14 protein-coding genes are annotated in these 13,994 nt (G+C 69.7%); 9 read left to right on the top strand and 5 right to left on the bottom strand.

Annotated elements, in window-relative coordinates:
* The first annotated feature begins 311 nt into the window (after window positions 1–311).
* Together ACWGSK_RS18050 and ACWGSK_RS18045 are read left to right on the top strand one after the other, a co-directional pair.
* Complete coding sequence (locus ACWGSK_RS18050; RefSeq protein ID WP_452456299.1) at window positions 312–1,688, top strand: hypothetical protein; 1,377 nt, start codon at window positions 312–314, stop codon at window positions 1,686–1,688.
* A gap of 136 nt (window positions 1,689–1,824) precedes the next feature.
* Window positions 1,825–2,094, top strand: a complete 270-nt coding sequence (locus tag ACWGSK_RS18045; RefSeq protein ID WP_358507095.1) for a hypothetical protein — start codon at window positions 1,825–1,827, stop codon at window positions 2,092–2,094.
* A gap of 20 nt (window positions 2,095–2,114) precedes the next feature.
* On the opposite strand, the gene ACWGSK_RS18040 is transcribed toward ACWGSK_RS18045, so the two are convergent.
* A complete protein-coding gene (locus ACWGSK_RS18040; RefSeq protein WP_452456298.1) occupies window positions 2,115–4,319 on the bottom strand; it encodes a hypothetical protein in 2,205 nt (734 codons plus the stop codon).
* Between the two features lie 57 nt (window positions 4,320–4,376).
* On the opposite strand from ACWGSK_RS18040, the gene ACWGSK_RS18035 reads away from it, so the two are divergent.
* Window positions 4,377–4,547, top strand: a complete 171-nt coding sequence (locus tag ACWGSK_RS18035) for a hypothetical protein (RefSeq protein WP_358507099.1) — start codon at window positions 4,377–4,379, stop codon at window positions 4,545–4,547.
* Window positions 4,548–4,567: 20 nt separating this feature from the next.
* On the opposite strand, the gene ACWGSK_RS18030 is transcribed toward ACWGSK_RS18035, so the two are convergent.
* Window positions 4,568–5,161 (bottom strand): TetR/AcrR family transcriptional regulator, encoded by a 594-nt coding sequence (locus ACWGSK_RS18030; RefSeq protein ID WP_358507101.1) that lies wholly within the window; start codon window positions 5,159–5,161, stop codon window positions 4,568–4,570.
* Window positions 5,162–5,687: 526 nt separating this feature from the next.
* On the opposite strand from ACWGSK_RS18030, the gene ACWGSK_RS18025 reads away from it, so the two are divergent.
* Window positions 5,688–6,791, top strand: coding sequence for a WD40/YVTN/BNR-like repeat-containing protein (locus ACWGSK_RS18025; RefSeq protein ID WP_452456297.1), 1,104 nt, complete (start codon window positions 5,688–5,690; stop codon window positions 6,789–6,791).
* A gap of 1 nt (window position 6,792) precedes the next feature.
* Window positions 6,793–7,077 (top strand): MoaD/ThiS family protein, encoded by a 285-nt coding sequence (locus ACWGSK_RS18020; protein WP_452456296.1) that lies wholly within the window; start codon window positions 6,793–6,795, stop codon window positions 7,075–7,077.
* Window positions 7,078–7,081: 4 nt separating this feature from the next.
* On the opposite strand, the gene ACWGSK_RS18015 is transcribed toward ACWGSK_RS18020, so the two are convergent.
* Window positions 7,082–8,260: a DUF418 domain-containing protein gene (locus ACWGSK_RS18015; protein ID WP_452456295.1), complete on the bottom strand. Its 1,179-nt coding sequence runs from the start codon at window positions 8,258–8,260 to the stop codon at window positions 7,082–7,084.
* Between the two features lie 149 nt (window positions 8,261–8,409).
* Here ACWGSK_RS18015 and ACWGSK_RS18010 point away from each other — a divergent pair, with 149 nt between their 5' ends.
* The 3 genes from ACWGSK_RS18010 (at window position 8,410) to ACWGSK_RS18000 (ending at window position 11,435) form a co-directional block, all read left to right on the top strand.
* Window positions 8,410–9,633: a sensor histidine kinase gene (locus ACWGSK_RS18010; RefSeq protein WP_452456294.1), complete on the top strand. Its 1,224-nt coding sequence runs from the start codon at window positions 8,410–8,412 to the stop codon at window positions 9,631–9,633.
* Window positions 9,630–10,280: a response regulator transcription factor gene (locus ACWGSK_RS18005; protein WP_358507111.1), complete on the top strand. Its 651-nt coding sequence runs from the start codon at window positions 9,630–9,632 to the stop codon at window positions 10,278–10,280. Before ACWGSK_RS18010 ends, ACWGSK_RS18005 begins: the two co-directional genes overlap by 4 nt.
* A 141-nt stretch (window positions 10,281–10,421) precedes the next feature.
* Complete coding sequence (locus tag ACWGSK_RS18000; RefSeq protein ID WP_067604607.1) at window positions 10,422–11,435, top strand: zinc-binding dehydrogenase; 1,014 nt, start codon at window positions 10,422–10,424, stop codon at window positions 11,433–11,435.
* 9 nt (window positions 11,436–11,444) lie between these two features.
* On the opposite strand, the gene ACWGSK_RS17995 is transcribed toward ACWGSK_RS18000, so the two are convergent.
* Window positions 11,445–12,911, bottom strand: coding sequence for an SDR family NAD(P)-dependent oxidoreductase (locus tag ACWGSK_RS17995; RefSeq protein WP_358507113.1), 1,467 nt, complete (start codon window positions 12,909–12,911; stop codon window positions 11,445–11,447).
* Window positions 12,912–13,108: 197 nt separating this feature from the next.
* On the opposite strand from ACWGSK_RS17995, the gene idi reads away from it, so the two are divergent.
* Complete coding sequence (idi, locus tag ACWGSK_RS17990; protein ID WP_358507115.1) at window positions 13,109–13,666, top strand: isopentenyl-diphosphate Delta-isomerase; 558 nt, start codon at window positions 13,109–13,111, stop codon at window positions 13,664–13,666.
* Between the two features lie 9 nt (window positions 13,667–13,675).
* Here the strand turns inward: idi and ACWGSK_RS17985 are convergent, their stop codons facing one another.
* Entirely contained in the window at window positions 13,676–13,975 is a 300-nt protein-coding gene (locus ACWGSK_RS17985; protein ID WP_358507117.1) for a DUF6221 family protein, read from the bottom strand.
* Window positions 13,976–13,994 lie beyond the last annotated feature (19 nt).

The following is a 13,994-nucleotide window of genomic DNA, read 5'->3' as shown; positions in this document are numbered from 1 at the left end:
ACCCCTCGCCCTCACCCCCGCGTGGCGCACCGCCCGCGCCGACCTGCACGTTCTCCTGGTGATCCACAGCCTCACCGCCGCCACCCGCATCGCCGACGTGCTTCCGGCCCTGTACGACCCGCGCGTGCAGCTCTACTGCACCCGGACCACCGGCGGTGTCTTCGCCAACGGTCTCGACGAATACCTCCGAGAAACGCAGATCCGGCACATCTCCTGGGAAAAGGCGAAGGAAACGGAATTCGATCTCGCGATCACCGCGAGCCTCGGGGACGACCTTCATGAATTAAAAACAAAAATCCTGCGCATTCCCCATGGCAACGGTTATAATAAAAAATGGTCGCAGGAGTCAGGAGTCAGGAGTCAGGAGTCAGGAGTCAGGAGTCAGGAGTCAGGAGTCAGGAGTCAGGAGTCAGGAGGTCTTCGGGCTCTCCGACGACACCCTCAAACACCAGGGACGGCTGGTCCCCAGCTCCATCGCCCTCTCGCACGGCGAACAGTTCGACCGCCTCGCCCAAGGCTGCCCCGACGCGCTCCCGCTCGCCTTCCTCTCCGGTGATCCCTGCTACGACCGGCTGCTCGCCGGAGTGCCCCACCGACTCACCTACCGAAAGGCCCTCGGCCTACGCCACGGCCAGAAACTCATCACCGTCAATTCCACTTGGAACGACGAATCCCTCTACGGAAGCCACCCGGGCGTCATCACCGAATTGCTCGCCCGGCTTCCCTACGACCACTACCGGGTCGCGCTCGTCCTGCACCCGAACGTCTGGTCCTCCCACGGGCCGCGCCAGATCAGAATCTGGCAGGACGAGGCCCTCCGTTCCGGCCTCCTCCTGATCCCACCCCACGAGGGCTGGCGGGCCGCCGTCATCGCCGCCGACCTCGTGCTCTCCGACCACGGATCCGTGAGCGTCTACGCCGCCGCCCTCGGCCGGCCCGTCCTCCTCAGCGCCGACGGCCGGGACTCCGTCGACCCGGACTCCGCTCTGGGACGGCTCTACGAGGTCGCCCACCCGCTCGATCCCCACGCCACCCTCGTGCCCCAGTTCAAGCAGGCCGAGAAACTACGCGAACTCACCCACGAGACCGCCCTCACCTGGGTGAGTTCCGCCCCGGGTCGGGCCCTCGACCTCATCCGCGCCGAGGCCTACCGCCTCATGGGCGCCGCTCCCCCACCCGGCCGGCCACGCCTCCTGGCCCCACCGGAGCCCGAGGTCCAGAGCCCGGAGCCGACCTCCCTCTGGGTCCGGGTACGGCCTACCGACGACGGCCTGGCCGTGTATCGCGGCCCCGCACCGGAACCCGGTGGTGTCCTCATCTGCTCCGACGCCGAGATGGACCACCGACTCGCCGCGGCGGCCGACGTCCTCACCATCGCCGAGGACGCGTTGCCCGCCGACGAACGCCTGTGGTCCGAGACGGTGTTCGCGCACCGGCCCGGCGCCCTGCTCACCACCGTGTACTCGGCCGAAGAGGTCCGCCTGCGCACTCGCGACGGGTCGCTCCTGCGGGTTCGCTTCACCGGCCCCGTCGACGACCCCGGCCTGGTCACCGGTGTGCTCGCCGAACGTCTGGTCACCTCCGGCCACGCACCCGCTCCGAAGATGCTCGCCGCCCTCACCCCGCTCCACCTGCGAGTTTCCGAGGAACGAACCCTCACGATCCCCTTCGAGACGGCCAAGGGCTGAGTTCTCCGTTTTACCGGACACGGGCCGGTCACTTTCTGTAGTTTCCTGTCATGCCCGGATTCGAACACGAGCTCCAGGTACGCCTGCTCCAGAGTCGAAGCTGAACGCTGCGGCACGGAAAATGTGGGAGGACCTGATGGCGACCGGTACCTACGAGTGGCAGAGCGACTTCGCCCGCAAGTACGTCGGCCAAGGCCGTGAAGAGGGTCGTCAAGAAGGCCGCGAAGAAGCCCGTGCGGAAGGCAAGCAGGAAACGCTGATCCGTTTCCTGGAAGCCACCTCGGCGACCATCAGTCTCGACTCACGGCGACGCATCGAGGAGTGCGACGACATCGGCCGGCTCGATGACTGGCTGGACAAGGCCTTCAAGTCCCGCATCACCGACGCCGACGAACTCTTCGACTGACCTGGCGCGGCCGGGTCCGTTCAGGCCCGGCCGTCGATCTTGTCCCGAACACGGCCGGCGGCAGCGGCGGCACCGACCAGCTCGAAGACCTCCACCGCCCGTTCCCACCGCTCCCCCGATCCCCGACCGAGGTCGCCGAGGCGCTCCAGGACCTTGCCGACCTGGTAGGCGCGGTTGGCGGACACGAAACGGTCCAGGGCCTCCTCCAACAATCCGATCGCCTGGTCGGGGTGCTCCTCTGCGATGATGCGGGCCTGGTTGACGAGGAGCTTGCCCTCGTTGGCCTGGTCCCGTCTCCGGGTGGCGGCGTGCTCGCGGAAGAACGACAGCGAAGTCCGGTAGCACTCCAGGGCCCGTCGAGGCTCCTCGGCCAGAAGCGCCACGTCGCCCATGTGCATGTGGTGCAATCCGAGCGCTTTGGGGCGCGTGTGGTCGAGTAGCGGCAACGATTCCTCCAGGAGGGCGCGGGCGGCTCCGGCGTCGCCTTCACGACGCTCCAGGATCCCCAGCCATTCCAGGGCCGCTCCCTGGCCGCGCGGGTCCGCCCCACGACCGCGAGCGGCCGCCAAGGAGCGTTCCAGGTACGTGCGCGCCTCGGCCAGGCGTCCCTGCCCGAGCATCGCCTCGCCGCGCTGGGCCAGGACCCGGGCCAGGGCGTCGTCGTTCCCCTCGGCGTCGCGTTCGGCCAGGGCCAGCAGGGTGAGCCGCTCGTCGACACGCCCGTTGGCGGTGAAGTAGCCGTTGGTGGCCTCGGCCATGACGCCGGCGTATCCGGCTGCCGGGCGGGTGCCCCGCCAGATCCGTCCGGAGCGGTGGACGAAGGCCAGGATGGCGTCCATGTTCGCCTCGAACCACTCGTCGGGGCTCGGAACGCCCGGCGCCTGTCGGGCACTGCGTTCACGGACGTGGCGCCGGCGTTCGAGCCAGGCGTCGAAGCCCACCGTGTCGGCTTCGCGCTTGGTGGCTGTGAAGTCCGGCAGGGAGCAGGGCGCCTGTGCCTCGTAGAGATCACTGACCCGCCAGCGGTCGGTGCGCACCCGGTCCGCGGCGACGGCACCGTACAGGTAGTAGTCGGCGAAGCGTCGGTGGACCTCGCGGCGTTCGGCCGGCTCCTCGCGCTCGGCGACCAGCCGCGCGTGTTCGTAGGTGAGGTCCTCCATGACGTAGCGGCCCGCCCGGTCCACCTTGACCAGACCGCGGCGCAGGAGCACGTCCAAGACCTGGTCGCCCTTGTCGGTGTCTCCGGGGAAGACCGCCCGGGCGAGCCAACGGTCGAAGTCCCGGGTGGGGTGCGCTCCCAGGGCCCGGTACAGCAGTCGGGCGTCGGAGGCGAGCTCCCGGTAGAACACGTCGAAGACGGCGGCCGGGCGGGTGGCGGTCCGGGCGGCCTCCTCCAGGTGGGCCAGTCGGCCCGCGTCCTCCATCCGGGAGACCAGGTCGGCGATGGCGAGCCTGGATTCGTCGCTGAGCAGTCCACCGGTGTGGCCGGCCAGCAGCGGCACCCCGGCGCACAGTCGGACCAGCCGGGCGAAGGCCTCGGGTTCACGGGCCGGGCGTTCGTCTGCGATCAGGTCCTGAAGCAGCGCGGCGACGGCTTCGTCCGCGAGGGGGCCCAGGGGTACGACCACGGGTCGGCGTTGGGCCAGCCCGGGCACGGGTTCGCGGCTGGTGACGACCACCACCATGCCCGCCAGGTCGGACAGGAACGGCTGTACCTGGGCGGCGGTGCGCACGTCGTCGAGGAGCACCACCACGGGCTGTTCGGCGATCTCCTGGTGGAACCGGTTGAGCTTGCCCTGGAAGGTGCCGAGTCCGGGGGCGTCGGTATCCACCCCGACCGCGTGCAGGTACTGGTCGCACAGTTCCTCGATACCGCGCCCCTGACCCTCGCCGGGGTCTCCGCCGCAGGCCGCGGCGAGCTGGGCGTGGCCGAAACGGCGGCGGTTCCGCAGGATCCAGGTGAGCGCGGTGGTGGTCTTGCCGATGCCGGGCGGTCCGACCAGGTTGAGCAGCAGGCTCTGTTCGGACTCCAGGGCGTGGTCGAGGTGGGCGTCGAGCGCGGCCAGTTCGTCGTTTCGGTTCTGAAAGAGAGTGGTCTCGCGCTGGGGGACGATCCGGATGGCCTTCGCGGTGCTCTGTCGGAGGTCCATGGAGGCATGGACCACGCCCGCCTGGATGTGGACGCCTCGGTTCTGGCCATGGGAGGTGTTGTATGTGCCGCTCACAGCGCCCCATCCTGGCCGAGAAGACCGACGCCCACCAGCCCCACAGGTCGGAACGGGTTGTCCGGTACCGGTCACGGTGTGTTCCCGGTCCCCGACCACCCGTTGGATCGGGTGAACGCCGCCATGCGCACGGTGGGCCGGGGTATGAGCGCCGTGGGCATGGCGGCCGGTGGTGTCGTGTCCTTCGGTCGTCGGCTCACCGGTCTGGTGCGCGGGCACCACGTCTGAGGCGATGGCCCTCCGGCGGCTCAGCTCCCCAAGGTGCGGAGCATCCGGTGTGCCTCGTCCATGCGGTGCGGGAAGGCGTCCGGGCTGTCGGCGAGCTTCATGGCGGTCAGTTCGCAGGCCATGGCGGTGTGCGCGGCCAGGACCGCGGTGCTCTCCTCCGTTCCCGCCTCGACCAGGGCTCCGGCGAGACGGAGCGCCCGTTGCTGCCGGGTGAGCAGGTAACGGGAACGCAGGTCCACGCTCTCCCGGAGCAGGCGGACCAACACCGCCGAGTGCGCCGGGGACAGTGACGCGTAGGGCCGGGCGACCGCGCCGGCCTCCCGGATCAGGCCGATCGCCGCGGCGAGGTCGGTGCCGGGCGAGCGCCCGGACTTGTCCCGAACATAGGCGCACATGTGGTCCACCTCGGCGGCGTCGTCGGCGAAGAGGACCTGCTGCTTGTCGCCGAAGTACCGGAAGAAGGTGGTACGGCCGACCTCGGCCCGCTCGGCGATGGCCGCGACGGTCACGTTGTCGAATCCGTGTTCGGAGAAGAGTTGGAAGGCGGCTGACACGATCGTGGCCCGCGCCTTACGTCGTTTGCGCGCGTGGAGCGTGTCCGGGGGGTGTTGCATGAGGCGACCCTATCGATGGGAACTCGGTGCTTCTTGGTACGCGGGACCGTCCATAGGGACAGTGGTCCCGAAACGAACCGCGAGTCCGAGAGAGCGGGAAATCGTCCGGGCTGTTGAAGTGGTGGGATACGACCGGCGACCGTGGGCCTGGGGGAGCTTCGGGTAACCACCGGTTGGCCCGGGATTTTATTGCAAAGAGGCATGGGAGTGGCAACCGCCTTCCGCTGACCGGGGAACCCCTGCCCGGAAAGGGTTCCCCCCTGACGGAAGTTATGCCTCTCAGGGGCGCCCTTTTCCCGTGAGCTCCCCGAAACCTCGTATAAAACATCGAGGGTAAACCGTTCGGGATCCTAACTATTAACTTTCCGAGACGTCCGGAAACCCTCCACACGGCGCGATCGGTCGCCTATCGGCACGTACCGGACACCTGTTCTTCACTTTCCGATGACCTCCCTCCGGCCGGCACCTCCGGATTGTCGGAGCCCTGTGCGACAGTGGAGATCTCCATCACACTACGGAGCTCCACATGACATATCTCCTGCTCATAGGCACACGCAAGGGGCTGTTCACCGCGCGCAGCGAGGATCGGCGCACGTGGGAGCTGGACGGTCCGCACCGACTCGACGAGGCCAACGACGCCGGGATGAGCCCGGTGTACTCCGTCGGCATCAACCCGCATTCAGGACGCCTGCTCGCCGGTACCGAGAGCTGGCATTTCGGGCCCAGTGTCTGGCACAGCGACGACCTCGGCACGACCTGGACCGAACCCGCCGAAGCGCCGATCCGCTTCCCCGAGGACACCGAGGCCTCACTCACCCGCGCCTGGCAGTTCGCGTTCACCGACGACGCCGACACCGTCTACGCCGGCGTGGAACCGCACGCGTTGTTCCGCTCCACCGACGGTGGCGACAGCTTCAGCCTGGTCAGGGCCTTGTGGGAGCACCCCCACCGGGCGGAATGGTTCCCCGGCGCGGGTGGCGGAGCGATCCACACGATCCTGCCGGGCACACTCGGTACCAGCGAACGCTCACCCGAGGCCATCACCGTGGCCATGTCCACGGGTGGTGTCTACCAGAGCGCCGACTCGGGCGCGAGCTGGGCACCGACCAACCGGGGCATCTCCGCCGGTTTCCTCCCGGACGAGGAACCCGAGTTCGGCCAGTGCGTGCACAGGGTGGCGGCGGCCTCCGACGGCTCGTTCTACGCGCAGAACCACCACGGGGTCTACCGCAGCTCCGCGCCCGCCACCGAGGGATGGAGCCGGATCGAGACCGGGCTGCCCACCGACTTCGGTTTCGCCGTGGTCGCCCACCCGCACCGTCCGGAGTCGGCGTGGAACTTCCCGGTGGTGAGCCAGGAGGTGCACCTGCCACCGGACAACCGGCTGGGCGCCTACCGCACCGACGACTCCGGGGCCACGTGGCGGGCGGTCGACGACGGTCTGCCACAGGACCCCTACTTCGGGATCGTGTTGCGCGACGCGGCCTGCACCGACGGCGCGGACGTGCCCGGCTTCTACTTCGGCACCCGCAACGGCGACGTGTACGCGACCACGGACGACACCGATCGCTGGCACCAGGTCACCGCGCACCTTCCCGACGTGTTGTCCGTACGCGCGGCGGAGGTGTGAGATGCGGGTGACCGTACACCTGCCGGGGCTGTTGCGCGCGGACGCCGACGGGGCCGCGCACGTGCCCTTGGAGGTCGGTGACGCCGCCGTGCTGCGCGGGGTGCTGGACGCGCTGACCGACCGCCATCCGGGGTTGGACCGGCGGATCCGGGACGATCGCGGGGAGCTACGCCGGTACGTGAACGTTTTCGTGGACGAAGACGAGTGCCGGGCACTGGGTGGTCTGGACGCCCCGGTCCACGAGGGCGCCGACGTTCGGCTGCTGCCCTCCGTGGCCGGGGGCTGAACTCCTACGCCGGGAGCCGCTCCTCCCTGCGCAGTTCCTGTGGGCGAAGGTGGGTGACGCTACGCCAGACCCATTCCAGGGGACCCAACCGAAGCCGGCTCAGCCACCAGCGGGCGGCCAGGGCCATCACCACGAAGTAACCGGTGGCCAGCGCGTACTGCGCGAGCATGGGCACCTCGCCTTCGAAGGGCTTCATCAGCAGGAACACCGCGGTGCTGCCCAGGTAGACGGTGAGCGTCATGCGACCCAGCGGCGCCAGCGCGCCCAGGGCCTTGGCCACGGCACCGTTACGGCCCAACAGCCACCACACCAGTCCCAGGTAGAACAGGCCCCCGCCCAGGCCGGTCAGCGTGGACGCGAGGTTCACCATCATCTCGGCCGGCAGCGGGGTCACCGGGACACCATCGGGGCCCAGGACCGGGATGCCGTCGGCATCGAACTCCCTCGGGAAGAGCAGGTCGGAGCCGGCCATCAGCGCCATGCCCAGGACCTGTGCGACCAGTCCGCCCCAGATCATCGGCGCGATGAGTCGGTTCGGTCCCGTGAAGTCCGGGGAGAGTTCGGGGCGCCGGGCCAGCCACACACCCACGCAGAAGAACCCCAGGGTCTGCGGGATCGGTCCGATCACCATGCCCTGGATCAACCCCGAACCCATGAAGGGCTCGAACACCGGCGAGAGGAGGAACGCCCCGATCGCGAACCACAGCGGCCGGTTCTGCGACCCCGCCGTCATCAGCGGCAGCAGCGGGGCGAGGAACAGCGCGGCGAGCGCGTAGTGGGTGAGGATGTCCCCGCTGAACACCAGCAGGTGCGGGATCCCGAAGAGCACACCGAGGGCGACGTACCGGCGGAGCATGGTCACCAGGGGACGCCCGCCACGTCGGGCCACCGAGCCCCAGGCCAGGACCGCTCCCACCCCGAGCAGCACCATCAACATGGCGCGGGCGTTACCGGACATGAGCAGGTTCAGCCCGGTGTCCAGGACCGACGTGAGAACGCTCGACTCACGTTCACCGGCCATCTCCGCCGGGAAGACGACGTAGGTCGCGTTCATCAGGACGACGCCGATCATCGCGATCGCGCGGGCGACGTCGAGGAACGCCACCCGTCGACCGCGGTCCGACACGACCGGCGCGGAATCACCGCCGGCCGGCGCGGCGTCCGGGTTCGTGGCTGTGGTCAAGGTGGCGCCCCCTTCGGTTTCGACGAGGGGTCCAGCGTCGCCCGCGCACCACTTCGCGCACATCCACCGAAAAGCCGAGACGACCGCCGGCCCACCTCATACCTTCGGCCGACGCCCGGAGGGGGGCCGGCGACCTAGCCTTGGGCACCATGAACCTTGCCACCCTCACGAACGGGCTGTTCGCCTTCGTCGAGCGCAGGTCCCGGTCCCTGTCGCGATTGGCGGCGGCGGGGCTGGGGGGCGCGTTGCTCGTGGCCTCGGTGCATGATCTGCGCTACGTCCTCCACGCGCGGGCGATGGACGACTGGCCGGGGCCGCCACACTCATCGATGGACTTCGTGCCGTGGGCCTCCGGGGTCGTGTGCGCGCTGGTGGTCGCCCTGGCCGTATGGCCACGGGTCGGTCCATGGGCCACCATGGCCGCCGGGGTGACCGTTCCCACGGTGGTGCTGGTCGCCTCGGCGCTGCTCTGGCCATTGCCCATGGGCGTGTTCGGGTATTCCATCCAGGGGGCGGAGACACTCGCCCTCCTGATCGTGCTCTCCCTGGTCGCCCTGCGCTGCCACCCCTGGCAGATCCTGCCGGTGTCGGTCCTGTGCTTCTTCGCGGTGCTGTCCGACTATCTGCGGGAGTCCTTCAGTCTCCAACCGCAAGCCGCGTTGTTACTGGTGCTGGTGGGGTCGGCACCCGGTGCGTACCTGCGCTGGCGGGCGATGGAACGGCGGACCCGGGTACACCGGGTCCGTGCCGAGGAACGGTTGGCCATCGCTCGGGACCTGCACGACGTGGTGGCGCACGAGGTGACCGGGATCGTGGTGCGGGTCCAGGCGCTACGGCACGTGGCCGACCGTAGGCCGGAGCTGGTCGGTGAGGCCCTACCGGAGATCGAGGAGGCGGGCGCCCGGGCGTTGGATTCGATGCGCGGTATGGTCTCTCGGCTGCGTGATCCGGAGGAGGAGGCCCCCTTGACGTCCGACCCGGTCGACGGACTGCGGTCGCTCGCCACCCCCGCCGGGCCCGGGCATCCGGAGGTTTCGGTGCGGTTGGAGGGACCGGTGCCGGAACTGCCCGCGGCGGTCGGCACCGCGGTCTGGCGGATCGCGCAGGAGTCGGTGACGAACGCGCTGCGCCATGCCCGTGGCGCGTCACGGGTGGACATCGAGGTGCGAGACGACGCCGACGAGGTGACGCTGCGGGTGGTGGACGATGGCCGGGGCGGGGCCCGGAGCGGTGCTCCCTCCGGGGGCGGCCACGGTCTGGTCGGGATGGCGGAACGGGCCCGGGTGCTCGGCGGAGAACTGTCCGCCGGCCCCAGCGGAGGGGGGTGGACGGTGTCGGCGACGATCCCGGTCCCCAGGAGAGGAACACGTTGACGATTCGGGTGCTGCTCGCCGACGACCAGAGCATGGTGCGGACGGGTTTTCGCTACATGCTCGACGCCGAGGACGACATCGCGGTGGTGGGCGAGGCCGGGGACGGAGTGGAGGCGGTCCGCCTGGCCGGGGAACTCCGGCCGGACGTGGTCCTCATGGACATCCGAATGCCCGGGATCGACGGGTTGGAGGCCACCCGTCGGCTTGCCGGGCCGGGGCTCGACGACCCGGTGAAGGTGGTCGTGGTGACCACCTTCGACCTGGATGAATACGTGCACGCCGCGTTGACCGGCGGCGCCGTGGGCTTCCTACTCAAGGACGCGGGGCCGGCGTTGCTGATCGAGTCGGTGCGGGCCGCGGCGCGCGGCGACGCCCTGGTGTCGCCACGGATCACCGTGCGACTGCTGCGGCACTTCACTCGGCCGACGGCACGGAGGGCCGAACCCGACCCGGGAGGGTTGACCGCCCGCGAACTGGACATCGTGCGCGAGGTGGCGCGTGGTCTCACCAACACCGAGGTCGCCGCGGAACTGTACGTCACCGTGAGCACGGTCAAGACCCACCTGGCCCGGGTGCAGGAGAAGCTCGGCGCCCGCAACCGGGTGGAGATCGCCATCTGGGCGCATCGCAACGGTCTGGTCGCCTGAGTCGCCTGAACTGTCCCGCTTGACAAAAAAGTGAGCGGGTTCTGACCCTTATGACCCGTGTCGCCCCCGTACGGACTCATGTGCGGAGCGTGATGATCGTGGGGAATCGCGTTACGACGACACGTCTGCGAGGAATACCCCATGGCCACCATGCGTGCGGCCCGGTTGAACATCACCGACCGGACCCTGAAGGTCACCGACGTCCCCAAACCGGTACCTGGTCGAGGACAGGTGCTGATCCGGGTGAGGGCCGCGGGGATCTGCCCGTCCGACGTACACCTGGTCGAGGGCGATCTGTCCCCGCTCTACCTTCGGGGGGATACCGTCACCCCGGGTCACGAGGTGTCCGGCGAGATCGTGGAGGTCGGCACGGAGGTCCTGGGCCACGAGGTCGGCGGCAGGGTGGCGCTCCGGACCGACGAACACGACCACCGTGGCCGGCTGCTCACCCGCGGGGTGGACTACGACGGAGGATGGGCCGAGTACGTGTTGGCCAACGAGGACACCCTCGTTCCGATCCCCGACGCCCTGCCGTTCGAACAGGGGGCGATCATCCCGGGCGCGGTGGCCACGGCCTGGGCCGCGGTCTCCGCCACCGGCGACGTGCGCGCCGCGGAGGCGGTGTGCGTGTGGGGCGCGGGCAGTCTGGGCGTCCACGCGGTCCAGCTGCTGCGGATGGTCGGCGCGGCCCCGATCATCGTCGCCGATCCCGACGAGATCGCGCGCAAGCGTTCCCTCGACCATGGCGCCGACGAAGCCCTCGATCCCACGGCCCCGGACTTCCTCACTCGGATCGGACAGCTCACCCACGGGCGCGGGCTGGACGTCGCCTTCGACTTCGCCGGGGCACCGACCGTCCGGGAACAGGCCACCCGTGTCCTGGGCGAACACGGGCGGCTCGTGCTGGTCGGACTGGCCGACAAGCCGTTGGAGGTCTCCGGCGGCACCCGCTTCGGTTACCTGCGCCAACGGATCCTGGGCCACCACGGTTCCGAGCCCGCGCACGTGGTGGAGCTGGTGGACCTGGTGCGCGCCGGACGGGTGGAGTTCTCCCGGTCCATCAGCGACACGTTCCCGCTGGAACGGGCCCCGGGCGCGGTGGAACGACTGGCCGGACGGTTCGGATCACCGGTCCGCCTGATCCTGCTGCCCTGAGCCCGCGACCTACCAGTCGCCGGTCCTGTAGTCCTTGAGGAAGCAGCCGTACAGGTCCTCGCCCAGCTCCCCGCGGACGATCGGGTCGTAGACGCGCGCCGCCCCGTCCTCCAGGTCGAGCGGAGCGTGGAACCCGGCCTCGGCGAGGCGCTCCCGGTCCGGGTGCGGGCGTTCGTCGGTGATCCATCCGGTGTCGACGCTGGTCATGAGGATGCCGTCGGACTCCAACATCTCCTCGGCGCTGGTCCGGGTGAGCTGGTTCAGCGCGGACTTGGCCATGTTGGTGTGCGGGTGCCCGGGCCCCTTGTAACCGCGACCGAACACGCCCTCCATCGCGGAAACGTTGACCACGTAGGTACGACGGGCCGGGGAGGCGGCCAGCGCAGGGCGCAGCCGGTTCACCAGGAGGAACGGGGCACTGACGTTGCACAGCTGGACTTCGAGCATCTCCACGGGGTCGATCTCCCCGGCCGTTCGGGTCCAGCTGTTGACCGGGGCCAGGTCGGGGACGAGACCGCCGGCGTCGATCGCGCCGCCCGCACGGACCCGGTCGGGGTGGGCGGCGCCGGTGGTCAGCGCCAGCGAGGTGAGCATCTCCGGGGTGAGGGTGTGCGGTGCGACGCGGGCGATGTCCGTCTCCCCGGCGCCCTCCAGGGCTTGTGGGCGCACACCGCCGAGCACCAGGGGTTCGGGCAGGCCGTCGCCGGTGAGCGGTCGGGCCTCCGCGGCGATGAGCGGCGCGTAGGAGTCGGGCGAGCGCCGTACGGTCTGCGCGGCGTTGTTGATGAGGATGTCCAGGTGCCCGCGCCCGCTCACCGAGTCGGCCAACCGCAGGACCTGGCCGGGGTCACGCAGGTCGATCCCGACGACGTCGAGCCGGTGCAGCCACCGGTCGCTGTCGGGCATCGCGGCGAAGCGGCGCACGGCGTCGTTGGGGAAGCGCGTGGTGATGGTGGTGTGGGCACCGTCGCGCAGCAACCGCAGCGCGATGTACATGCCGATCTTGGCGCGGCCGCCGGTCAGCAGGGCGCGGCGACCGGTGAGATCGGTCCGGGCGTTGCGGCGTTCTCGATTGAAGGCCGCGCACTCCGGACACAGCTGGTGGTAGAAGGCGTCGACCTCGCGGTACTTCTGCTTGCACACGTAACAGGGGCGGGCCTTGCGCAGCACCCCGGCGAGTGCTCCGGTGCTGCCGCTGGTGAGCGCGCGACCGTTGGTCTCGTCGTCGATTCGGTCCGGCGCCGCGGTGGCCGTGGCGGCCATGACGGAGCTGTCGTGGAGCTTCTCGGCGGCTCGACGCTCCTTGCGGCGGCGTTCCTTGACGGCCTTGAAGAGACCGGAGGTGGCCCGTTGCAGGGTGAGCGAGTCCTCGTGGTCAGGGGGCAGGGTCTCGGCCTTCGCGAGGACCTCCAGGCACCTCCGAAGCTCCTCCGGGTCGATCCCGTCGGCCGTCACCCTGGTCATCGTCTCCGTCATCACCACACCCGCCGCTGTTCCTGGTGCCCGCTTGGCCGGGCCAACAGGAACCTTATGCGCAGATTCGGACCGGGACGCCCGGCTCCTCCGACCACCTGATTCGTATTCGCCCCCGTGAGAGGCGACCATGAGGGACCATGGGGGAGTCAGCGTCGACACGTGCGGCACGAGAGGTGTCCGCCAACGAGGGAGGAACCATGTCCCGGCCCGTTTCCGGACCGAGTACGGCGGAGCGCGAATTCGTGGTGCTGCTGGACGAGGAGCACCGCCCCACCGGTTCGGCGGACAAGGCCGTGGTGCACACCGAGGACACCCCTCTGCACCTGGCGTTCTCCAGCTACATCTTCGGCCCGGACGGCCGGGTGCTCTTCACCCGTCGCGCGCTGGGCAAGACCACCTGGCCGGGGGTGTGGACCAACAGCTGCTGTGGCCACCCGGCCCCGGAGGAGTCGATTCCGGACGCGATCCGCCGCAGGGCGCGACAGGAACTGGGGATCGGGTTGACCGAGATCACCGACGCCCTGCCGGACTTCCGATACCGGGCGATCTCGGCCGAGGGCATCGTGGAGAACGAGTTCTGCCCGGTGTTCTGGGCGCGCACCGAGGACGAGCCCGCCCCGAACCCCGACGAGGTGGCCGAATACGCGTGGGCGGATTGGGAGGGCGTGGTCGCCCTCGCCGAAGGCGCCCCCTGGGCGATCAGTCCGTGGGCCGTCGAACAGATCCCGCGCTTGAACGCGGTACGGAGGGGTTGACGCCCGCCTTCAGTCCTCCCAGGTGGGGTCGTAGAGGGGGTGGCCCCGGTAGACGGCGGCGAGGTACTTCACCGCGAGCCGCCAGGCCAGCAGTTCCGACCAGGGATCGCCCTTGACCTTCACGGCCGTTCCGGACGCGTCCAGGATGCGCATGCTCGCGGCGTGCGCCTCGGTGTAGCCCTGGACGATCTTGCGTTTGGCCGCGACTTCGGCCAGGGCTCTCTCCCGACCGCGCGAACCCACGGGCACGGCTTTGGACGCGCGTTCGTCCTCATCGAGACGTTCCTTCAGGAACTCGACGATGGTCAACGGCCAACTCCTCCTCTGT

This window comes from Nocardiopsis sp. NPDC055551 (assembly GCF_053619415.1).
The sequence above is the reverse complement of the archived record's forward strand: the minus strand, read 5'-3'. Positions and strand labels throughout refer to the sequence as shown.